Below are 19,830 nucleotides of genomic sequence, written 5' to 3'. Positions count from 1 at the left end.
GATGGGCATGAGTTCGGTTCTGGCGGCTGCGCCCGCAGGCATCGGGCTGTCCGAGGCTCCCTTCTCGTACGGCGTCGCGATGCCGGAGACCGAGGACGGTGCTCTCGTCGGCCGCATCTGCCGCAGCGGAGGGTTGTATTTTGACCTGATGGAGATCACGACGATCATGCATCCCACGCCGGGCGGTGGCCGGCTGTCGGAACCCGCGGAGACCGAGCTCCCTGTCACCTCGCGGCGGCGATGACCGTGGCAGATACCGGGACGAAGACCGACAGCAGGACCCGGACGTCGACGCGTAAGGTCCGGAACACCGCGAGCCCGGCCGACCAGGAGGCGGCGATCCTCGCCGCCGCCGGGGCCGAGTTCGCCGAGGTCGGCGTCCGACGCGCCAACATCGACGAGGTCGCCGCGCGTGCGGGGGTGAGCCGCAGCACCTTGTACCGGCGCTTCCCCAACAAGGACGCGCTGCTCTACGCGGTGGCGAACGACGCCTACGAGACCGGCATGCAGAAGCTCGAGGCCTCGGTGAAGGGGCTCGGTCCCAAGGCCGCACTGGTCGAGGCGTTCGCGGTCGGCGCCGAATGGGTCAATTCCGACCCGTTGCTGAGCCGGATCGTCCTCACCGACTCCGAGATCAAGAGCGTCACCGCCAAGATGACGTCGTTGTTCATCGACATGGTCACCGACCGGGTGGCCGCGACGCTCCGCGACGAAGGTGCACAGATGCCCGTCGAGGACCTGTTGGAGGCCGTGGAGATCCATGTGCGCCTGGTGATCTCGCTGCTCGAGACGCCGCCGTCGGACCCCGCGCGCAACGAACCGCAACGCGTCCGGGACTTCGCCGCGAAGTTCCTCGCACCGATGATCTGGTGACACCCTGCCGGAGATGAACGGCTCGCTCCGCTCCGCTCCGCGCTGACCGATTCCGTTCACTTCCACCTAAGGAGATCCAATGAGTCTGCGCGACAGGCTGTCCCGCACACCCGACCACGCGGCCATCCGCGCCGCGTTGCGGGACAAGGTCGTGGTCATCACCGGTGGCGCGCGGGGCATCGGATTCGAGACCGCCACCCAGCTGTTCGACGCGGGGGCGAAGGTCGCCATCGGCGACGTGGACTCCGAAGCCGTGGGGAAGGCCGCCGCCGACCTCGGCATCGAGGGCATCGAGGTGGACGTCACCAAGCGCGAGTCCTTCGACGCGTTCCTGACCGAGGTCGAGGCTCGACTGGGGCCGATCGACGTACTCGTGAACAACGCCGGGATCATGCCGGTCGGTCCGTTCCTGTCCTACGACGACACGATCATCCGCCAGACCTACGAGATCGACGTCCTGGGTGTGATCATCGGATGCCAGGAGGCGGCCCGCCGGATGGCGCCGCGCCGGACCGGTCACATCGTGAACATCGCCTCGACCGCCGGACGCATACCGACTCCCGGCCTCACGATCTACAACGGTGCCAAGGCAGCCGTCATCGAATTCTCCGAGGCGCTCGGCGCCGAACTCGAGCCGCAGGGCGTCACGATCAGCGCAGTGCTGCCGACATTCACGCGGACCGCACTGATCTCGGGTCTGCAGACCAACAAATTCATCCAGACCGTCGAGCCCGGTGAGGTCGCCTCGATCGTCGTGCAGACGATCGCGCGGCCGGTCACCCGCGTCTACGCGCCGCGGTCGATGCGGTGGGCCGAGTCGAGTCCGCTCTTCCCGCAGGCGATGAAGCGGCTGTCGCGCAAGCTGACCAAGCTGGACTCGATCTTCCTCAGTCCCGACCAGCAGGCCCGCGCCGCATACTCCAGCCGAATCCGCGGCGAAAAGGTCGAGACGAGGGCGGCGGGCGAGCGCCTGACATCGCCCCAGGAGAGCACGCCCCTGTCGTCGTGAAGGCGGGGGGTACGAGCGGGCGGGCGGCCGCCCCGTCCGGGTCGCATGAGCTGGATGCCGATCGAGCGGCCAGACGCGAGCTGCGCGACGCGCTGGACGAGCTGCACCGGATCGAGGTCGACGCCGGTCTACGGCGCCGACTTCCCCGGCGTCGGTGGGTGGTCGCCGGCCTCGTGCTCGTCGTTGCGCTCGGGCTGGCCGGTGTCGCGGTCACCGCGTGGACGCGGGACCGCGCGCACTACTCCGATGCCGAACTCCAGTCGGCCGCAGCCGAACGCGTCGAGGTGCTGATCGCGCCGGACAGCCGCGACGACCGGCGCGCCCAGCGGATCCTCGCCGGTGCCACCGGGGCCTTCTACGACGAATTCGCTCAATCGGCGGACAGCTACACCGAATTCGTCCGCGCCAACGGCACTGTCGCGAAGTCTTCGGTCGACGGCACCGGGATCTCCGTCCGCGACGGCGATTCCGCCACGGTCCTCGTGGCCGCCACCGTGGTCTTCGCCGGCCAGAACGCTCCGGGCGCGGCCGACGACCAGGCGCGCCGATTCCGGTTGCGTGTCCTCGTCACGCCGGCCGACGGAAGTCTGAAACTCGGGGCGGTGCAGTATCTTCCATGAGTTCGCTGACGAAGTACGGAGCCGCCGGATCGGGCCGGGGGCAGACGACACAGCCGGTCACCGCACGAGCCGCCGCGGTCCGCATCGCGATCGCATCGGTCGTACTGGTGACCGCCCTCGTCGTCGTGCTCGCGCTGTGGGAATCGCAGCGGGCCGGCGCCGAGGTCGCGCACAGCCGGGATCAGCTGCGAACACAGGCCGGCGCGATCGTCTCGGACGTCTTCTCCGTCGACGCGGGCAGATGGCAGCAGGACCGGGCCCGCGCGCGGGCTCTGGTCGCGGACGACTTCACCGACAGCTACGGCGCTCAGCTCGATCGGCCGCCGCCCGAGGGGACGTCGTCGGTCACGTGGCGCCCTGAGATCGTCAGCGTCGTCGCAGCCGACGGCGAGGAGGGGGAGGCGTTGGTGCGGGTGTCGGTGACCGTACGCCCCGACGCCGGGCCGGCGACGACGGTGCGCCGCTCGGTCCTCGCCCGGTTCGTCCGCATGGACGACGCCTGGCTTCTCGCGGCGGCGGATGTGATCGGATGACTGCGCCCGCGGGCCGGAGGCGGTGGCGGCGATGAACGAGACCGGTTCGGCAAGAGTCGAACTCGCTCGCGAGCGGGTCGACACGGCGGTGCGCCGCGCGCGCACCGCCCGGATCGCCGCGGCCCCGGCGCTACGGTCGCGTGCCTCACGACGGACGCGTCTGCTGCGCCGGGCCCTCATCGCAGTGGCGGTCGCCGTGCTGCTGCTCGTCGCGGTGGCCGGAGTGTTGAGCTGGCAGATCCGCGAACAGCATGCGGCGGCGGCCCTGGCGGATGACGTGCTCGCATCCGCACGCGGAGCCGTCACCGCCATGCTCACCGCCGACCCGACCGACCCCGAGGGATATGTGGCCGCCGTCGCCGCGGTGAGCACCGGCTCGCAGCGGGAGCGGATCGACGCCGCCCGCGACGCCCTGGCGGCGGAGGTGGGTGGGCAGGCGGTTCCGAGTGTCGGGCAGATTGTTTCGGCGGGACTCGTCACCGACCCGACGTCCGACGAGATCGGCAGCAGTGTCGACGTCCTGGTCGTCGCCGACGCGACGAACCCGGCGCTCCTCGGGGAGCCGGGCGACGGTTCGGAGATCGACACCACCGGTGAGCGGATCACGGCCCTGGTCACGATGACCAGCACCGAAGACGGCTGGAAGATCGCCCAGGCGAGGCGTCCGTGACCACCACCGAAGGCCGGGAAGCACTACCGGCACGGCCGACCCGCCGCCAGCGCGCTCGTCTGCGACTCGTCGTCGCCGCGACGGTGCTGCTGCTCGTGATCGCGGTGATCGCCGGCGCGGCCACGATGCGTCCGGACTCCGACCCGACCGACGATCAGCGCGCCGAGATCCTCACGGCTGCGGCGGCGGCCGTGGGTGCGGTGCTGACCTATTCGCCCGATGACCCTGCCGACCGGCGTCGCGCGACCGACGCGTTGCTCACCGACCCGCTCCGCCTGGACTACCGCAACCGCGGGGCCGATGTCGTGGTGCCGGGTGTCCGTGCGTCCGCGCTGTCGGTCCGGGGCGAGGTCGTCGGTGCCGGTCTGCACGAGGCCGATTCGGACCGGGCGCGGGTGCTGGTGTTCGTCAACGAGGTGGTCGGACGGAGCGCGGGCGAAGAATCTACAGACGTTAGGCAGCCCGCCGACGGAAAACCTGCGGCGACCCCTACCGCGCGGTGGGCACTTATGCGTAAGGTCGACGGGAATTGGCTGCTGTCCGACCTGCAACCGGTCGGCGATGTGACCCGTTGAGGCACCCGTGCCCCGGGGCGGTCCGCGCGACCGCCGGGCTCTGACCGGTGTCCGCGGGAGGGACGACAAGAGGGGACGAGAGATGAGTGGATCGAGCGCGGGCGTGGTCGTCGTCGGTGCCGGGCTTGGGGGTGTCCGGGTCGCGGAGAACCTGCGGAACAACGGGTTCGCGGATCCGATCACGCTCGTCGGGGCGGAGGATCACCCGCCGTACGATCGTCCGCCCCTGTCGAAGTCGGTGTTGCTGGGCAAGGACGACCGCGTCGATCTCAAGCCCGCGGAGTTTTACGACGAGGCCGGCATCACGTTGCGGCTCGGTGACGCGGTGAGCGCGGTGTCGCCGGCGGAGCAGACGATCACGCTGGCCTCGGGCGCCACCGTCGCCTACGACACCCTGGTCCTGGCGACGGGCCTCGATCCGCGGCCGTTCCCGGGTCTGCCCGAGAAGGTCGGTGGTGTGCACGTGCTGCGCACCTACGACGACGCGGTGGCGCTGCGCGGTGAGATCGATTCCGCGAGCACCGCGGTCGTCATCGGCGCCGGTTTCATCGGATGCGAGGTGGCGGCGGGTCTTGTGACGCGCGGGCTGTCCGTCAGTCTCGTCGAGCCGGCTGCGACGCCCCTGGCGGTGGCGCTGGGGGAGCAGATCGGCGCGCTGGTCTCACGGCTGCATGTGGCCAACGGCATCGATCTGCGGACCGGTGTCGGTGTCGCGAGCATCGTGGTGTCGGACGGTCGGGTCGAGGCGGTCGAACTCACCGACGGCACGACGTTGCCCGCCGAGATCGTCGTGGTCGGTATCGGTTCGACTCCGGTGACCGGATTTCTGGACGGTTCGGGAATCGATCTCGCCCCGCGTGAGGTCGGGGGTGGGATCGCCTGCGATGCCACCGGGCATACCAGTGTCGCGAATGTGTATGCGCTCGGTGATGTGGCGAACTGGCTCGACGGGGAGGGGCGGCCCACACGCGTCGAGCATTGGAACCACACCGTGGAGCAGGCGTCGGTGGTGGCCCACCAGATCACCGGTGGCGACGCGGTGACGGCGTCGGTGGCCTACTTCTGGAGCGACCAGTTCGACGTCAAGATCCAGGTGCTCGGTGCTCCGCGCGCCGATGACGAGGTCCATCTCGTCGACGATGACGGAAAGAAGTTCGTCGCGTATTACAGCCGGGGCGGTGTGCTCACCGGTGTGGTGGGCGCAGGCAAGGTGGGTGCGGTGATGAAGACCCGGCCCAAGCTCCAGACCCCCACCCCCGTGGCCGATCTGCTGTAGCGACACATGTCGGACGCGCCGACCGCAGCGCAGGTGCGTGATGCGGCAGCCGAGGTGGCCGATCCGGAGCTCGCGCTCGGGCAGGCCGCGTTCTTCCAGGCGCGGCCCGGGGGATACGGAGAGGGCGACAAATTTCTCGGAATCCGTGTCCCCGTGCAACGGAAGCTGGCGAAGGGGTTCCGTGGCATCGGCCCGGACCAGGTCGTCGAATTACTCGATTCGCCGGTGCACGAGCACCGGCTGATCGCCCTGTTCATCCTCCGCCAGGAGTTCGACACCGAACTGCGCGGCGGTGGCGACGGGCGTGGCTGGGTTGACCTCTATCTCGACGCCGTGCGCCGGGGCCGGGTGAACAACTGGGATCTCGTCGACTCCTCCGTCGATCCGGTGCTCGGCGAATACTGCCGCCGCACCGGCGAACTCGACCTCATTCTGCGACACGCGCGGGATGATGACCTGTGGCGGCGCCGGGTGGGGATCATCGCGACCTTCGCGCCCATCAAGCGCGGTGACGCGACGGCACTGCTGGCGGTGGCACCGCTTGTCCGCGACGACCGCCGTGATCTGATCCAGAAGGCGTTCGGCTGGATGCTGCGCGAGGTCGGCAAACGTGTCGACCCGACCGTGCTGCTCGGCTACCTCGACGACAATGCCGCCCGGATGGGCCGTACCGCACTGTCGTATGCGCTCGAGCACCGGACTCCGGACGAACGCGCACACTACCGTGCGCTCCGGCCTTAGCCCTCGCGCGCGACCTTCGCCGCGGCCCAGATCATCGGGAACTGGAAAGGCAACCGGGCGAGAGCGACGATCTTGTAGGGCAGCGGCTTGTTCCACCAGAGCCGGACCATGTTGATGTTGGCCGGGTACACGGCGAGGAACAGCAGGACGGACAGCGCGCCCGCGGCTCGTCGGGTCTTCGGAGCGAGAAGCGCTGCGCCCAAGCCGATCTCGGCGACGCCGGACGCGTAGGTCAGGGTCCGGGGATCGCCGGGGATCTCTTCGGGGATGATCTCGTCGAACGGTTTCGGCGCCACGAAGTGCAGCACGCCGATGCTGATGAGCATGGCTGCGAGACCACGTGCGAGCTGGGTGGGATCGAGCCGGGAACCGCGGATGGTGCTCACGTCGTCGTACTCCTTCGGTAGAACTGCGACTGCACGGACTCGACCCACTCTGTCAGAATTCGATCTTCAGGGTGTCCGATGTGGGGTGCGCCTGACAGCCGAGGATGTAGCCGTCCTCGATGTCCTCGGGATCGAGCGCGCCGGCATTGTCCATGTCGACGCTGCCCTCGGTGAGAGTGCACGCACACGAACCGCATTCACCTTCCTGGCAGGAATACGGCGCATCGAGTCCGGCGGCGAGCATGATGTCGACGAGAGTCCGTGAGCGCGGCCAGGTCAGGGTATGGGTCTCACCGTCGAGTTCGACCTCGACGGTGGCCGCGCCGGCCTGTTCCTCCTCACTCACCTCGTCGAGTTCGACGTCGGCGAACGGGTCCCCGGACAGGGAGTTGTAGACCTCGGTGTGGACGTTGTGGTGCGGGAAGTTCGCGTCCGCGAGGCCTTTGTGAACGGCATCCATGAACGGGCCGGGCCCGCACATGTAGGCGACGTGCGACGTCGCGTAGGGCGCGAAGGCCGTTGCCAGAGCGGTCGCACTCGGCAGTCCATGGAGAGACTCGAGCCAATGGACGAGGGTGAGCCGGTCGGGGTGGGCGGCCAACAGGTCGCGGAGCTCGGCGGCGAAGATCACGTCGGCGACATCGCGGTTGGCGTAGAAGAAGACGATCGGTGCGTCGCCCTTCTCGAGGGCCGCCTTGAGGATCGACATCACCGGTGTGACACCGCTGCCCGCCGCGATGAGCAGCAGCGGGATGTCATAGGACTTCGGGGTGAACACGCCCGATGGCGGCAGCACCTCGACCTGGGTGCCGGGAGAGAGGTTGTCGCACACCCAGTTGGATCCGTAGCCGTCGGCGGTGCGTTTCACGGTCACCTTCGGCTGCGGGTCGGTGAACGGCGACGACGCGAGCGAGTAGCAGCGCGCGACCGAGCCGGTCTGCTCGCTCGGAATCCGTAGCGTGAGGAACTGTCCCGGTTTGTAATCGGTGAACGGCTTCGGCGAGGCCTCGGGTACCTCGAAGGCGATGGACTTGGCCTCGGCCGTCTCGTCGATCACCTCGGACACCGTGAGGATCACGCTGCGTGAACCGTGAGGGGTCAGGTCAGACATGTGAGCAGTCTCCGCCGTCGAGGACCGGCAACCGGCCCAAATTAGAACACGTTCTACTTCAGCCTAGCGTAACGACCGGGGTTCCCACGAGGGGCTTCCCGTCGATCCCGCGCAGCCGTTGCCAGCGTAGTCACGCCAGGGCTGCCACACCGTCGGCCACCGTCCGCGCGCCGGACTCGATGAGACCCTCCAGGTCGGCCTCGGGGTCGTCGAGCCATTTCTCGTAGGCCGCGAGCGCGGCGCCGAGGCACAGCCAGCCGATGGTCTGCGGCAGGTGATCGCCGACTCCGACGCCCAGCCGGGCGGCGCAGAACTCGGCGATCACCTGCCGCCAGTCGGCGTAGACGATCATCGAATGTGCCTGCAGTGCAGGTACGCCGAGGAGTAGTGACATGCGCCGCCGGTGATTGTCGAGTTCCTCGGCCGGTACGCGGTTGAACGACACGAGGGCGTCGACGAGGGCTTCGGCCATCGGTGTCTCATCCGGGATGCCGGCCAGTAGTGTCCGCAATTCGTCGAGATGGTCGTCGAACTCGCCCCAGGGGATCTCGTTCTTCGACGAGTAATAGCGGAACAACGTGCGACGGGCGATGCCCGCCGCCTCGGCGATGTCGTCGACGCTGGTGTCCTCGAAGCCCCGGTTGGTGAAGAGGTGGATCGCGAGTGCGCTGATCTGCGCACGTGACGTGATGGGGCGTCGGCCCGGGGGCGTGCGTGCGGGCTGATCGTTGTGCGGCGTCGTCGTCATCTCCGACCTCACCTTATGGGACCCGGGGGATACGGGATCACGGAACCGGTCGACCTGGCCGTTCGGACAGTTGTCGCCTGCCCTCTGGATTTATGCACTCAGTGCCACTATAGTTTGTCGTGATCCGCATCACTACCCGATCAACCAGGAGGTATGGATCATGGCAGATCAGTCCGCTGCAGCAGCTCACAGCACGAACGACACGGAGCTTCTCGCCGAGTCGCTCGTCGAAGAGGTCTCGATCGACGGGATGTGCGGGGTCTACTGATGTCAGCCCCGACATCGAATCCGATCTCCGGCGACCGTTCCGCGGTCGCCGGGGTCCGGTTCGACTCCCCAGCCGAGGCGCCCGGTTTCGACACCCTCGAGCCGTGGCAGCTCAACCCGAAGGTCGCGTTGCGCCCGGAGCCGTTCGGCGCGCTGTTGTACCACTTCGGTACGCGCAAGCTGTCGTTCCTCAAGAACCTCACCGTTGTCGGCATCGTGAAGTCGTTGGCCGATCACGACTCCGCGGAGGCCGCGCTCCTCGCCGCCGGGGTGACGCCGGCCCAGCGTCCGCTGTACCTGCAGGCGCTGACCGCGCTCGCCGACAGCGGCATGATCGTGCCGCGCGCCGCCTGACCCGCCGACCCCGCACGGCGATGCCGGCCGGTACAGCCCCCGGTTCGATCCACATCGTCGCCGTCGTCGCCCGCCTCTGATCGCCCGGGCCCGGCGCCCCAGCCCGAAACTGCCAGCCCCGAATGCAAGGACCTCAACGATGACGACCATCGAGATGCCACCCACCGCAGCCGAACTCGCGGATTCCCTCCGTGCGCCGATGCCGCCCGCCGGCGACGTGCCCAAGGTCGGCCGACTCGTCGACCAGTTCGAGAAGGGTCTCGACGCCCCCATCTGTCTGACGTGGGAGCTGACCTACGCGTGCAACCTCGCGTGTGTGCACTGCTTGTCGTCGTCGGGCAAGCGGGATCCCCGCGAGCTGTCCACCGAACAGTGCAAGGCCATCATCGACGAGCTGCAGCGCATGCAGGTCTTCTACGTCAACATCGGTGGTGGCGAGCCGACGGTGCGTCCGGATTTCTGGGAGCTCGTCGACTACGCGACCAGCCACCAGGTGGGGGTCAAGTTCTCCACCAACGGTCTTCGCATCGACAAGAAGGTCGCGGCCCGCCTGGCGGCGTCGGACTATGTCGACGTCCAGATCTCGCTCGACGGTGCGACTGCGGAGGTCAACGACGCGGTCCGCGGTCCCGGCTCCTTCGACATGGCGGTCCGGGCGCTGGAGAATCTGGCTGAGGCGGGTTTCGCCGACGCGAAGATCAGTGTCGTCATGACCCGGCAGAACGTCAGCCAGCTCGATGAGTTCAAGGTGCTCGCCGACCGCTACAACGCCACCCTGCGCATCACACGGCTGCGTCCCTCGGGCCGTGGCGCCGATGTGTGGGACGACCTGCATCCGTTGCCTCAGCAGCAGCGTGAACTCTACGATTGGCTTGTCGCGCACGGTGATCGGGTGCTCACTGGCGATTCGTTCTTCCACCTGTCGGCATTCGGTTCGGATTCCGGTGGCGGCCTGCCCGGTCTCAATCTCTGTGGTGCGGGGCGCGTGGTCTGCCTGATCGATCCCGTCGGCGATGTCTACGCCTGCCCGTTCGCCATCCACGAGAACTTCCTCGCCGGCAACATCCTCTCCGACGGCGGTTTCCAGGAGATCTGGCAGCGGTCGGATCTGTTCACCGAGTTGCGCGAGCCGCAGAACGCGGGAGCGTGCACCAAGTGTGCGCACTTCGATGCGTGCCGCGGCGGCTGCATGGCGGCGAAGTTCTTCACCGGACTGCCGCTGGCCGGACCTGATCCGGAGTGTGTGCAGGGGTACGGCGAAGAACTCCTCGCCGGCGAGCGGATGAAACCGACTGCGAACAAGGATCATTCGCGGGGCACCCCGCTGACCCTGATGACCCGGCGTCCCGACGGCGACCTGACCCCGGTCGCGTCGCGCCCCACCAAATCCTGTGATGAGAACCCGCTCGCCGGGTTCACCCCCGCCGCGCGGTAGATCCACCCGCGGTACGTTCCGGGTGCACCGGGTCCCGGCGGGACCCGGAGCGCCCGGCCTCATGAGTGCCCGGCCGGCGCTCATGGACGATGAATGAGTAGGAAGAACATGGCTGCCAACCCCTGGGCGAGAAACCCCTGGTTCGAGACCGTCACCGAAGCACAGCGCCGGGCCAAGAAACGTCTGCCGAAGTCGGTGTACTCCTCGCTGGTCGCCGGCACCCAGGCCGGTGTGACCGTCGACGACAACGTGCGCGCGTTCTCCGAACTCGGCTGGGCGCCGCATGTCGTCGGTGCACAGTCCGACCGCGAGATGACGACAACGGTGATGGGCCAGGAGATCTCGTTCCCGGTGATGATCTCGCCCACCGGGGTGCAGGCCGTCGACCCCGACGGCGAGGTCGCGGTGGCGCGAGCCGCCGCGGCGCGCGGTACCGCCATGGGCCTGTCGAGCTTCGCCTCGCACGCGGTGGAAGAGGTCACCGAGGTCAACGACAAGGTGTTCTTCCAGATCTATTGGCTCGGCAGCCGGGATGACATCCTGGCCCGCGCGGAGCGCGCGAAGGCGGCCGGCGCCAAGGGCCTGATCGTCACCACCGACTGGGTGTTCAACGTGGGCCGCGACTGGGGCAGCCCCGAGATCCCGGAGAAGGTCGATTTCAAGGCCCTCCTGCGTCTGGGGCCGGAGATCGCGGTCAAGCCGCGCTATGCACTCGACTGGGTCAAGGGCGGCAAGATCAACATCCCCGACCTGACCGCGCCCAACCTCACCCCGCAGGGTGTCACCGGTCCCACGTTCTTCGGGGCCTACGGGTCGTGGATGAACACGCCCCCGCCCACATGGGAAGACCTGCAGTGGCTTCGGGAGCAGTGGGGCGGGCCGTTCATGGTCAAGGGCATCACCCGCCTCGACGACGCCAAGCGGGCCGTGGACATCGGCGCAACGGCGCTGTCGGTGTCCAACCACGGCGGTAACAACCTCGACGGCACTCCCGCGACGATCCGTCTCCTCCCGGACATCGCGGCCGCGGTCGGCGACGACATCGAGGTCCTCCTCGACGGCGGTATCCGTCGCGGCAGCGATGTCGCCAAAGCACTCGCGCTCGGTGCCCGCGCGGTCATGATCGGCCGCGCGTACCTCTGGGGTCTGGCCGCCAACGGCCAGGCCGGCGTGGAGAACGTCCTCGACCTCATGCGCATGGGACTCGACGGCGTGCTCATGGGCCTCGGACACAAGAGCGTCCACGAACTCTCGGCCGCCGACCTCGTCATCCCCGACGGCTTCACCCGGTCGTTCGGCGACGCCTGATCCGTCCCCGTGGCGGTGAGAATCTGCCGGTGAGAACCCTGGGGAAGCAGAACTAGAACGTGTTACAGTTCTGCCATGGGACAGTTCGACGGCAAGGTCGTCTACATCACCGGCATCGCCCGTGGTCAAGGTCGCAATCATGCGATCCGGTTCGCCCGCGAGGGGGCCGCGATCGTCGGCTTGGACATCGCGGGTCCGATCATCGACCACGCGACCTACCCCGCGGCGACCGCCGACGACCTCGCCGAGACGATCCGTCTCGTCGAGGGCGTCGGCGGGAAGATCCTTGCGCGGCAGGGTGACACGCGTGATCTGGCTCTCCAGCAGCAACTCGTGGCCGACGCCGTCGAGCAGTTCGGCCGGCTCGACCACGTGGTCGCCAATGCCGGCGTGCTGACCTGGGGCAAGGTCTGGGAGCTCAGCGAGGATCAGTTCACCGACGTCATCGACATCAACCTCGTCGGTGCGTGGAAGACGTTGAAGGCCACCATCCCGGCGATGCTCGAGGCGGGCAACGGGGGATCGATCACCGTGATCAGTTCGGTCGCGGGGCTGAAGGCGATGCCGCTGCAGGCGTCGTACTCGGCGTCGAAGTACGGGCTGGTCGGACTGACGCAGACGACCGCCAAGGAGCTCGGGCATCACCGAATCCGGGTGAACAGCGTGCACCCCTACGCGGTCGACACCCCGATGGGCGTGGCCGACACCGAAGCCCACCGGATCTTCGGAATCCCGTGGGTCAATCCACATTTCACGTCGATCCTCGACTACCACCCCGTCGCTGCGCTCGACGAGATCTCCGACGCGGTGCTCTACCTGGCCTCCGACAGCGCCAAGGGCATCACCGCGGCCGAGTTCCAGATCGACATGGGGCATTCGAAGGTCTGAGGCGCGAACGAAGCGGCCACATTCTGCTCCCTGAGGCGTGAGCGAAGCGAGCCACATTCTGCTCCCTGAGGCGTGAGCGAAGCGAGCCACGAAGGGCGACGTGAGTTGTCGCCCTTCGTGGCTCGTCGCTTTCGCTCCTCGCACCTCAGGGGGCGGGGGTGGGTCGCTTTCGCTCCTCGCACCTCAGGGGGCGGGTTTGGTCGCTTTCGCTCCCCGCGTTCGGTCCTCGCTCCTCGGGGAGCGGGTCGTTCGTCAGTCGGCCCAGAGGGTCGACGGATCGGTTGCCTCGGTGGTCGGGCCGGCCGGGGTCTCCGGCTTGGTGCGGGAGAAGCGCGGAGCGACCTGGGCCTGGGTCACGCCGTCGATGTCGACGAGGTTGGCGCGCGCGGCCATGTGGGCGTCGGCGGGTGCCTCGGCGAAGGTCAGGACCGGCGAGGTGCAGGCGTCGGTGCCCTCGAAGACCGCGGCCCATTCGTCCCGGGTGCGAGTCTTGAAGGTCTCGGTGAAGACCTCTTTCAGCTTGCCCCACTGGGAGATGTCGTTCTGGTCCGGCAGATCGGCATCGGCAAGTTCGAGGCCCTTGAGCAGTTCGGCGTAGAACTGGGGCTCGATCGCGCCGACCGCCATGTACTTGCCGTCGGAGGTCTCGTAGACCTCGTAGTACGGGGCGCCGGTGTCGAGCATGTTGACACCGCGGGTGTCGCTCCACAGGCCGGTGCCGCGGAAGGCCCACATCATCTGTCCGAGAACGGAAGCGCCGTCGACCATGGCGGCATCGACCACCTGTCCCCGCCCGGAGATCCCGCGCTCGAGCAGCGCCGCGAGCACGCCGACGACGAGGAACATCGACCCGCCGCCGAAGTCGCCGGCCAGGTTGAGCGGCGGCACCGGGCGATCATCCTTGCGTCCGATGGCGTGCAGCATGCCGGTGAGCGAGATGTAGTTGATGTCGTGCCCGGCCAGGTTGGCGCGCGGCCCGTCCTGGCCCCAGCCGGTCATGCGTCCGTAGACCAGTCCCGGGTTCACCTTCTCCAGATCATCGGGTCCGAGTCCGAGCCGCTCCATCACGCCGGGGCGGAAACCCTCGAGGATCACGTCGGCCTTGGCGACGAGGCCGAGGATGGTCTCGCGGTCGTTCGCGTCCTTGAGGTTCGCCTCGACGACGCGCCGGCCGCGGAGGAGGGCGTCGGCGTTGCGGCCCGGCGTGGGCAGTGAGCCGGGCCGCTGGACCCGCACGACATCGGCGCCGAGATCGGCCAGGAGCATGGCGGCATGCGGACCGGGTCCGATGCCGGCGAATTCGATGACCCGGATCGAACTCAGTGGGCCGGGCTTGCCGCTGTCGCGTGGTGTGGCACTGCTCATGGGTGTCGTCCTCCCGATCGTTGTACTGCGCACTGTGTCAGGTGTCACTGGATGCACCAAGCATTCCACAACCGATCGAACGCTCGTCAGGGTGGTCCGCAGCGCGATCTGGGCGCGTTTTTCGCTTCGTTTTTCGGGCGAGACCGACACACTCGCAAGCACCATCGCTAGCATTGGTCGAATGACAGGGCCATCGATGTTGGGGCAGTGCAACTGGCCAGACCTCGACGGGCAGGTGATCACCCTGCTGGTGCCCCTCGGCTCGGTCGAACAACACGGTCCGCACCTCCCGCTCGACACCGATACGCGCATCGCGGCGGCGATCGCCGAGCGCGTGTGCGGACGGTCGGAGGCTTCCGGACTCCTGCGGGCCCCAGACCTCAACTACGGCGCCAGCGGTGAACACGAGGGCTTCGCCGGCACCATCTCGATCGGGCACGAGGCGCTGCGCGGCCTGCTCGTCGAATACGGCCGCAGTGCATGCCGGTGGGCGGCACGCGTGGTGTTCGTCAACGGGCACGGCGGAAACACCAGGACGCTGATCGAGGCGGTGACCCGACTGCGCTACGAGGGCCGGGACGTCGCCTGGTTCCCGTGCGCGTTCGACGGGGCCGATGCGCACGCCGGGTTCACCGAAACATCTGTGCTGCTGCACGTTTCGCCGTCGGTCGTCGATCCCTCGCGCGCAGTCGCGGGCAATCGGGAGCCGGTGGGCGCGCTGCTCGGTGCGATGCGATCGGGCGGCGTCGCCGCGGTGAGTCCCAACGGCGTCCTCGGCGATCCGGACGGCGCGAACCCCGACGACGGTGCGAGCATGGTCGGCGACGTCACCGATCGGCTGTGCGCCGCGCTCGACTCGTGGCAGGTCGACGATCTGGGGCGTCTGGGATGACCGCCCTCGACGACTCGGCTCCACGTCGCTGTGCCGAGAACCAGGATGGGAGCGCGGAGGGCGCCGCAGCTCGTGGCGACTCCGACTCCGACTCCGCGGATCGTGAGGGCGAGCCGGCGGCGGACGCATCGACGGGAACGCACACCGGTCTGCCGGACGGGTTCCAGGTGCAGATCGACCTGCGATGCGCGAAGGCCGGCGACTTCCGCTACCTCGTCGGCGGATCGCCGACGCGCCTGCTGCGCATGTCCGACACCGCGCTCGGGATGACGTCCGAGGACGGACGAATCGAGGTGTGCGACAACGTGACCCGTCGTCTTGCGCGCGCACTGCTGGACGCGGGGATCGCCAATCCGCGGCCGATGTTCGGCCCGCAACCGGAAGATGTCACGGTGGTCGTCCCGGTGCGCGACAACCAGGACGGTGTCGACCGCCTCCTCGAGGCCCTCGCCGGGTTGGCCGTCATCGTCGTCGACGACGGCTCCGCGACACCGATCGAGGCGGATCGCCCGACCGCCCGGGTCCTGCGCTTCGACGACAATCGCGGCCCGTCGGCGGCGCGCAACGCGGGAGCCGCGGCGGCGACGACCGATTTCGTCGCCTTCCTCGACTCCGACGTCGTGCCCGACCCGGACTGGCTCACGATCTTGCTCACGCACTTCTCCGATCCGACCGTGGGACTCGTCGCGCCGCGGATCGTCGGGCTGCGATCCGACGACGACGCCATGACGACATCGCTGGCCGAGCGCTACGAGAACGGCTGGTCGTCACTGGACATGGGTCCCGAGGAGTCCGCGGTGGCGCCGTCCACCCGGACGCCGTACGTGCCCAGTGCCGCGATGGTCGTGCGGCGCAGTGCATTCTGCGGATTCGATGAGTCGCTGCGGGTGGCCGAGGACGTCGACGCATGCTGGCGGATGCACGCGGAGGGATGGCGGATCCGCTACGACCCGGTCGCACGCGTCGCCCACGAACACCGCACGGACCTGCGGTCGGTGCTCTCGCGCCGCTGTTTCTACGGCACCGGCGCGGCACACCTGGCCTCCCGCCACGGCGACCGTGCGGCACCGATGAAGATGTCGGTGCCGATGGCGGCCGCGGTGGTCGCGCTGCTGTCGCGGACCCGTTTCGGTGCTGCGCTGGCGATGATCATCCTCACCCACCTCGCGGTGCGGATGCGCCGCCGGCTCGGTGACCTGCCCTCGGCGCCCCTGGTGTCCGCGCAGATGACCGGGCGGGCCGCCGGGTTCGGCTTGCTGCAGGCCGCCGATGCGATCTGCCGCCACTATTGGCCGGTGGCGTTGCTGCTCGCGCTGGTGTCGAAGCGGTTCCGCACCCTCGCCGTGCAGGTGGCGATCGTCGAGGGGGTGGTGTCCTGGGTTCGGGACCTGCTCGCCGATCCGACCAGCCCACCCACGCTCGGACCGTTGCGCTACATCCTCATGCACCGCCTCGACGATCTGGCCTACGGTGCCGGGCTGTGGCAGGGAGTCATCGCCCATCGAGACCCGGAAGCATTGCGCCCGGTCATCTCTCGATGACGGCGGCCGATCGGTCGCTCACCGCAGACGTTGTCATCGTCGGTGCCGGCAGTGCCGGGTGTGTGCTCGCGGAGAGGCTCTCGCGGGAGCCGGAGCGCACGGTCGTACTGCTCGAGCGGGGGCCCGCGGGGTTGCCCACGCCGGCCGACCTGGACCTTCGACGACTGCCGATCGACGACGCTGCGCCGCACGCCGTCCGGCACGCCACCGATCTGGGGGTGTACGCGGCCCGCGGTTCGGCACTCGGCGGCTCGTCGGCGGTGAACGGCGGGTACTTCCTGAGGTGGCATCGAGACGACTTCGCGTCGTGGCCGGCCGGATGGGAGCCCGACGCCATCGCCGACGCCTATGACGAACTGGACGCGCCCGCGGGCACCATGGGTGTCGAACCCGTGACCGACGACGAACTCGGCGACGCCGGACGCGCTTTCGAACGCTACTGGTCGGAACGTGCGCCGGTGCGCCCGATCGCGCAGCGGTGGCCGGTGGTCGGGCTCAACCGGGTGTTGACCAACCGGAGCGGAGTCGCGCGCCGATCCGCAGCCGACGCCTACCTCGTCCCCGCGCTCTCGCGTCCCAACCTCAGGGTGCTGACCGGGCGGGTGGTCGACCGCCTCGACACGGTTCGGGGTCCGACGGTCACGGGCGTGCGTGCGAGGTCGCTGAGGGTGAGGGCCGGGGAGGTGATCCTTGCCGCGGGCACGCTCGGGACCGCGGGAATCCTGCTCCGGTCGGAACTCCCGGGCGTGACCGGCCGGACGCCTGCGCGGTCGCTGATCGCCGGTGAGCATCGAGGCCTCGCGGTGTCGTACTCGAGGCGGTCACCGGCCGATGCCGGCATGGTGCTGCCGACTGTGCTGCACACCGAGAACGGACTCGAGATTCGTTGTTATCGAGACGATTTCGCTTCCCATATTCACGGTCTGCCCGCCAGCGGGCCGATTGTCGAGGTGACCGCGATGCGGCACTCGCCGGTGCGGCTCGTCGCGGACCACTCCCGTGTACGGATGGAGTTCGTCGAGCCCGACCCGGACACCGCAACCTCGCTGCGCACGGCCGCCGCGGGGGTCGTGGAGATGCTGCGGTCGCCGGAGTTCGCCGACGTCGTCGTGCCGGGTAGCGTCCGGATCGCCGATCGCGCCGGGTTCTCCCAGCATGCGTGGGGGACCGTGCCGATGGGAATCCGGACCGATTGGCTCGGCGGCGTATCCGGGACCCGCGGCCTGCGGATCGTCGACGGGTCCATTCTGCCCGGTAGCGGCCGCAGCGGTCCGCACGCGACCATCATGATGATAGCGAGCCGCATCGGCACGGTACTCGCACAACGGTGAGTCGGACCACCCCCGAACGCTCGCGGTCCGGTCCGGGTCTCTCTACTCTGTGAGCATGTCTGCGTCCTCGCTGTCCGATCCGGCCGTCCGCGATTTCCTCACCGGCGGCACGAAAACCGGTCATCTCGGATATCTCGCCGCCGACGGACGGCCCCTCGTCGTTCCGGTGTGGTTTGTGCTCGACGGTGATCGGATTGCCTTCAACACCGGCGCCACCACCGCCAAAGGTCGTGCGCTGCTTCGCGATCCACGGGTCGTGATGTCGGTTGACCTGCCCGAACCGCCCTTCGGGTTCGTGCAGGTGCAGGGCAGCGCCCGCATCACCGAGGACCTCGACGAGGTACGTCGCATCGCCTCGCTGTGCGGGGCCCGGTACATGGGCGCCGACCGCGCCGAGGAATTCGGGGCCCGCAACGGGGTGCCCGGCGAGCTGGCGATCTGGATCGAGCCGATCAAGGTCATCGCGAGCCTCGATGTCACCGCATGAGCGGCGGAATGCGCTCCTGACGCCGACGCTGCGCAAGCAGTGCTGGGGGTTCATGATCGGGTCGGCGCTGTTCGCGCTGGGTTCGGCCCCCGGGCTGGCGCATCTGGTGGGTGCCGGGTTCGCCAACGGCTGCTATTTCGTCGGCGCATGGTTCTTCACCGGTGCCGGTGTCATCCAGCTGGTTCGCAGCGGAACCGTGACCGAGCTGCGGTCCTCGGCGCCCGGTTCGGTGATCCGAGCCGAATGGTTGAGCGCCGCAACGCAATCGGTGGGTACGATCCTCTTCAACGTGTCGACCACGGGGGCGCTTGTGGCACACACGATCTGGGGCGACCGTCACCTCGTCTGGACCCCTGACGCCGGCGGTTCGATCGCCTTCCTGATCAGCGGTGCGGTTGCCTTCGCCGGGTACGCCCGCGCCACCGGCCGCCGGTGGGATCTCCGTGATCGTGACTGGTGGTCGGTGCTGGTCAACTGGATCGGATGTGTCGCATTCGGGGTGTCCGCGGTCGGGGCGTTCGTGACCAAGGGCGGCGTCACCGCCGACGCCGTGGCCGCCACGTCCGGCACCTTCGTCGGTGCGATCTGCTTCTTCCTCGCGTCGCTCGTCGTACTTCCGGGGCGGCACACCGTGTCCCGCTGAGGTGCGGGGCCGGAACTCAGTCCGGCTGCGGTGTGTCGGCGTCCGTGCGTTCGTCGACGGCGCTCTGGTGGGCCGAGAGTTCCCGGTCCAGCGCCGTGTCGAGGGCGCGGTCGAGTGCGGCGTGCGCGTTCTCGGTCCCGACCCGGCGCATCATCCCCAACAGGTTCACCGCCCAGGCGACGTCGTCGTCGTTCTCCGGCAGCCAGCCCGGGCCCTTGCGCCGGTCCACCTCGTCGTGTGCGGCAGCGAGCAGGATCTCGGCGGCTTCGTTGATCTTCGCGGTGAACCGCTCGTGGACGTCGGCCAGCGCGGAGATCTGCACGCCCCGTCGTACGAGCTTGGCCAGGTTCCCGATGATGCGCTGATCGACGGCCTCGTACACCCCGTCGCGCCCGGTCTCGGCGATCACCCCGGCCTGCACGAGTGCCGCTACCTGGGCCTCGTCCAGCAGACCGAACCGGTCGTCGAGTTCGGAGCGAGTGATCTCCGGACGCGATGTACTCGACCAGTGCTCGTCGAGGATTTCGTTGAGCTCCAACGCATCCCCGATCCGAGCGCCCGGATTCGTCATGAACGTGGCGATGTGCTTGAGCGTGAAGCCGCTGCCGAGCAGTTTGTTGATCGCCCGGAGATTGCGGAGGTGCTTCTCGGTGTAGATCGCGACGCGCCCACGGCGGAGCGGCTGGGGGAGCAGCCCCCGTTCCTGGTAGCCGCGGATGTTCCGGGTCGTCGTTCCGGACACGCGCGCCAGGTCGTCGATCCGGTACTCGGTCATCC

24 protein-coding genes are annotated in these 19,830 nt (G+C 68.6%); 19 read left to right on the top strand and 5 right to left on the bottom strand.

Annotated elements, in window-relative coordinates; all coding sequences use genetic code 11:
* The first annotated feature begins 7 nt into the window (after window positions 1-7).
* The 9 genes from MHN80_RS03790 (at window position 8) to MHN80_RS03750 (ending at window position 6,297) form a co-directional block, all read left to right on the top strand.
* Window positions 8-244: a hypothetical protein gene (locus tag MHN80_RS03790; protein WP_239399613.1), complete on the top strand. Its 237-nt coding sequence runs from the start codon at window positions 8-10 to the stop codon at window positions 242-244.
* Complete coding sequence (locus tag MHN80_RS03785) at window positions 241-873, top strand: TetR/AcrR family transcriptional regulator (protein ID WP_004020585.1); 633 nt, start codon at window positions 241-243, stop codon at window positions 871-873. The genes MHN80_RS03790 and MHN80_RS03785 overlap by 4 nt, the downstream gene beginning before the upstream one ends.
* A gap of 79 nt (window positions 874-952) precedes the next feature.
* Window positions 953-1,882, top strand: coding sequence for an SDR family oxidoreductase (locus MHN80_RS03780; RefSeq protein WP_239399611.1), 930 nt, complete (start codon window positions 953-955; stop codon window positions 1,880-1,882).
* Complete coding sequence (locus MHN80_RS03775) at window positions 1,879-2,502, top strand: hypothetical protein (RefSeq protein ID WP_239399609.1); 624 nt, start codon at window positions 1,879-1,881, stop codon at window positions 2,500-2,502. Before MHN80_RS03780 ends, MHN80_RS03775 begins: the two co-directional genes overlap by 4 nt.
* Window positions 2,499-3,035, top strand: a complete 537-nt coding sequence (locus MHN80_RS03770) for a hypothetical protein (protein WP_239399607.1) — start codon at window positions 2,499-2,501, stop codon at window positions 3,033-3,035. Before MHN80_RS03775 ends, MHN80_RS03770 begins: the two co-directional genes overlap by 4 nt.
* Window positions 3,036-3,066: 31 nt before the next feature.
* Entirely contained in the window at window positions 3,067-3,705 is a 639-nt protein-coding gene (locus MHN80_RS03765; protein WP_101822407.1) for a hypothetical protein, read from the top strand.
* Window positions 3,702-4,280: a hypothetical protein gene (locus MHN80_RS03760; protein WP_239399605.1), complete on the top strand. Its 579-nt coding sequence runs from the start codon at window positions 3,702-3,704 to the stop codon at window positions 4,278-4,280. Before MHN80_RS03765 ends, MHN80_RS03760 begins: the two co-directional genes overlap by 4 nt.
* 82 nt (window positions 4,281-4,362) lie before the next feature.
* A complete protein-coding gene (locus tag MHN80_RS03755) occupies window positions 4,363-5,556 on the top strand; it encodes an NAD(P)/FAD-dependent oxidoreductase (protein ID WP_239399603.1) in 1,194 nt (397 codons plus the stop codon).
* A gap of 6 nt (window positions 5,557-5,562) precedes the next feature.
* A complete protein-coding gene (locus MHN80_RS03750) occupies window positions 5,563-6,297 on the top strand; it encodes a DNA alkylation repair protein (protein ID WP_239399601.1) in 735 nt (244 codons plus the stop codon).
* On the opposite strand, the gene MHN80_RS03745 is transcribed toward MHN80_RS03750, so the two are convergent.
* The 3 genes from MHN80_RS03745 to mftR all read right to left on the bottom strand — a co-directional run bounded on the left by MHN80_RS03745 (window position 6,294) and on the right by mftR (window position 8,542).
* On the bottom strand, window positions 6,294-6,683 hold the full coding sequence (locus tag MHN80_RS03745) for a hypothetical protein (RefSeq protein ID WP_064569479.1): 390 nt from the start codon (window positions 6,681-6,683) through the stop codon (window positions 6,294-6,296). The genes MHN80_RS03750 and MHN80_RS03745 overlap by 4 nt on opposite strands.
* A 52-nt stretch (window positions 6,684-6,735) precedes the next feature.
* Entirely contained in the window at window positions 6,736-7,794 is a 1,059-nt protein-coding gene (locus tag MHN80_RS03740; protein WP_004020576.1) for a ferredoxin--NADP reductase, read from the bottom strand.
* Between the two features lie 130 nt (window positions 7,795-7,924).
* Complete coding sequence (mftR, locus tag MHN80_RS03735; protein WP_004020575.1) at window positions 7,925-8,542, bottom strand: mycofactocin system transcriptional regulator; 618 nt, start codon at window positions 8,540-8,542, stop codon at window positions 7,925-7,927.
* A gap of 160 nt (window positions 8,543-8,702) precedes the next feature.
* On the opposite strand from mftR, the gene mftA reads away from it, so the two are divergent.
* The 5 genes from mftA to MHN80_RS03710 all read left to right on the top strand — a co-directional run bounded on the left by mftA (window position 8,703) and on the right by MHN80_RS03710 (window position 12,794).
* A complete protein-coding gene (gene mftA, locus MHN80_RS03730) occupies window positions 8,703-8,810 on the top strand; it encodes a mycofactocin precursor MftA (protein WP_033204074.1) in 108 nt (35 codons plus the stop codon).
* Window positions 8,810-9,163: a mycofactocin biosynthesis chaperone MftB gene (gene mftB, locus MHN80_RS03725; RefSeq protein WP_064569451.1), complete on the top strand. Its 354-nt coding sequence runs from the start codon at window positions 8,810-8,812 to the stop codon at window positions 9,161-9,163. Before mftA ends, mftB begins: the two co-directional genes overlap by 1 nt.
* Before the next feature lie 139 nt (window positions 9,164-9,302).
* On the top strand, window positions 9,303-10,598 hold the full coding sequence (gene mftC, locus MHN80_RS03720) for a mycofactocin radical SAM maturase (RefSeq protein WP_239399599.1): 1,296 nt from the start codon (window positions 9,303-9,305) through the stop codon (window positions 10,596-10,598).
* A 108-nt stretch (window positions 10,599-10,706) separates the two neighbouring features.
* On the top strand, window positions 10,707-11,906 hold the full coding sequence (gene mftD, locus MHN80_RS03715; protein ID WP_064569449.1) for a pre-mycofactocin synthase MftD: 1,200 nt from the start codon (window positions 10,707-10,709) through the stop codon (window positions 11,904-11,906).
* A 75-nt stretch (window positions 11,907-11,981) separates the two neighbouring features.
* The gene (locus MHN80_RS03710) at window positions 11,982-12,794 is read left to right on the top strand and encodes a mycofactocin-coupled SDR family oxidoreductase (protein WP_004020571.1); all 813 of its coding nucleotides are present in this window, start codon (window positions 11,982-11,984) and stop codon (window positions 12,792-12,794) included.
* 252 nt (window positions 12,795-13,046) lie between these two features.
* Here the strand turns inward: MHN80_RS03710 and MHN80_RS03705 are convergent, their stop codons facing one another.
* Entirely contained in the window at window positions 13,047-14,159 is a 1,113-nt protein-coding gene (locus tag MHN80_RS03705) for a CaiB/BaiF CoA-transferase family protein (protein ID WP_101822388.1), read from the bottom strand.
* Window positions 14,160-14,355: 196 nt separating this feature from the next.
* Here MHN80_RS03705 and mftE point away from each other — a divergent pair, with 196 nt between their 5' ends.
* Genes mftE through MHN80_RS03680 form a run of 5 tightly spaced genes read left to right on the top strand, consistent with a single transcriptional unit; the run spans window position 14,356 to window position 19,053 of the window.
* A complete protein-coding gene (gene mftE / locus MHN80_RS03700; RefSeq protein ID WP_239399778.1) occupies window positions 14,356-15,051 on the top strand; it encodes a mycofactocin biosynthesis peptidyl-dipeptidase MftE in 696 nt (231 codons plus the stop codon).
* Window positions 15,048-16,592 (top strand): mycofactocin biosynthesis glycosyltransferase MftF, encoded by a 1,545-nt coding sequence (gene mftF / locus MHN80_RS03695; RefSeq protein WP_064569446.1) that lies wholly within the window; start codon window positions 15,048-15,050, stop codon window positions 16,590-16,592. The genes mftE and mftF overlap by 4 nt, the downstream gene beginning before the upstream one ends.
* Window positions 16,589-17,923: a mycofactocin system GMC family oxidoreductase MftG gene (gene mftG, locus MHN80_RS03690; RefSeq protein WP_239399597.1), complete on the top strand. Its 1,335-nt coding sequence runs from the start codon at window positions 16,589-16,591 to the stop codon at window positions 17,921-17,923. Before mftF ends, mftG begins: the two co-directional genes overlap by 4 nt.
* Window positions 17,924-17,978: 55 nt before the next feature.
* The gene (locus MHN80_RS03685; RefSeq protein ID WP_239399595.1) at window positions 17,979-18,410 is read left to right on the top strand and encodes a PPOX class F420-dependent oxidoreductase; all 432 of its coding nucleotides are present in this window, start codon (window positions 17,979-17,981) and stop codon (window positions 18,408-18,410) included.
* Entirely contained in the window at window positions 18,397-19,053 is a 657-nt protein-coding gene (locus MHN80_RS03680; protein WP_004020565.1) for a hypothetical protein, read from the top strand. Before MHN80_RS03685 ends, MHN80_RS03680 begins: the two co-directional genes overlap by 14 nt.
* A 16-nt stretch (window positions 19,054-19,069) precedes the next feature.
* On the opposite strand, the gene MHN80_RS03675 is transcribed toward MHN80_RS03680, so the two are convergent.
* Window positions 19,070-19,828, bottom strand: coding sequence for a MerR family transcriptional regulator (locus MHN80_RS03675; RefSeq protein ID WP_239399593.1), 759 nt, complete (start codon window positions 19,826-19,828; stop codon window positions 19,070-19,072).
* Between the last annotated feature and the right edge of the window lie 2 nt (window positions 19,829-19,830).

The sequence above is a fragment of the Gordonia sp. McavH-238-E genome (assembly GCF_022348225.1).
Lineage (GTDB): Bacteria > Actinomycetota > Actinomycetes > Mycobacteriales > Mycobacteriaceae > Gordonia > Gordonia terrae.
Note: the sequence above shows the minus strand (reverse complement) of the source record. Positions and strands in the feature narration are given on the sequence as shown.

Excerpts from the sequence above, each read along its gene's own strand:
- MHN80_RS03790 (WP_239399613.1), top strand. The coding sequence starts at position 8 with ATGAGTTCGGTTCTGGCGGCTGCGCCCGCAGGCATCGGGCTGTCCGAG.
- MHN80_RS03785 (WP_004020585.1), top strand. The coding sequence starts at position 241 with ATGACCGTGGCAGATACCGGGACGAAGACCGACAGCAGGACCCGGACG.
- MHN80_RS03780 (WP_239399611.1), top strand. The coding sequence starts at position 953 with ATGAGTCTGCGCGACAGGCTGTCCCGCACACCCGACCACGCGGCCATC.
- MHN80_RS03770 (WP_239399607.1), top strand. The coding sequence starts at position 2,499 with ATGAGTTCGCTGACGAAGTACGGAGCCGCCGGATCGGGCCGGGGGCAG.
- MHN80_RS03765 (WP_101822407.1), top strand. The coding sequence starts at position 3,067 with ATGAACGAGACCGGTTCGGCAAGAGTCGAACTCGCTCGCGAGCGGGTC.
- MHN80_RS03755 (WP_239399603.1), top strand. The coding sequence starts at position 4,363 with ATGAGTGGATCGAGCGCGGGCGTGGTCGTCGTCGGTGCCGGGCTTGGG.
- MHN80_RS03750 (WP_239399601.1), top strand. The coding sequence starts at position 5,563 with ATGTCGGACGCGCCGACCGCAGCGCAGGTGCGTGATGCGGCAGCCGAG.
- MHN80_RS03740 (WP_004020576.1), bottom strand. The coding sequence starts at position 7,794 with ATGTCTGACCTGACCCCTCACGGTTCACGCAGCGTGATCCTCACGGTG.
- mftR (WP_004020575.1), bottom strand. The coding sequence starts at position 8,542 with ATGACGACGACGCCGCACAACGATCAGCCCGCACGCACGCCCCCGGGC.
- mftA (WP_033204074.1), top strand. The coding sequence starts at position 8,703 with ATGGCAGATCAGTCCGCTGCAGCAGCTCACAGCACGAACGACACGGAG.
- mftB (WP_064569451.1), top strand. The coding sequence starts at position 8,810 with ATGTCAGCCCCGACATCGAATCCGATCTCCGGCGACCGTTCCGCGGTC.
- mftC (WP_239399599.1), top strand. The coding sequence starts at position 9,303 with ATGACGACCATCGAGATGCCACCCACCGCAGCCGAACTCGCGGATTCC.
- mftD (WP_064569449.1), top strand. The coding sequence starts at position 10,707 with ATGGCTGCCAACCCCTGGGCGAGAAACCCCTGGTTCGAGACCGTCACC.
- MHN80_RS03710 (WP_004020571.1), top strand. The coding sequence starts at position 11,982 with ATGGGACAGTTCGACGGCAAGGTCGTCTACATCACCGGCATCGCCCGT.
- MHN80_RS03705 (WP_101822388.1), bottom strand. The coding sequence starts at position 14,159 with ATGAGCAGTGCCACACCACGCGACAGCGGCAAGCCCGGCCCACTGAGT.
- mftE (WP_239399778.1), top strand. The coding sequence starts at position 14,356 with ATGTTGGGGCAGTGCAACTGGCCAGACCTCGACGGGCAGGTGATCACC.
- mftF (WP_064569446.1), top strand. The coding sequence starts at position 15,048 with ATGACCGCCCTCGACGACTCGGCTCCACGTCGCTGTGCCGAGAACCAG.
- mftG (WP_239399597.1), top strand. The coding sequence starts at position 16,589 with ATGACGGCGGCCGATCGGTCGCTCACCGCAGACGTTGTCATCGTCGGT.
- MHN80_RS03685 (WP_239399595.1), top strand. The coding sequence starts at position 17,979 with ATGTCTGCGTCCTCGCTGTCCGATCCGGCCGTCCGCGATTTCCTCACC.
- MHN80_RS03680 (WP_004020565.1), top strand. The coding sequence starts at position 18,397 with ATGTCACCGCATGAGCGGCGGAATGCGCTCCTGACGCCGACGCTGCGC.
- MHN80_RS03675 (WP_239399593.1), bottom strand. The coding sequence starts at position 19,828 with ATGACCGAGTACCGGATCGACGACCTGGCGCGCGTGTCCGGAACGACG.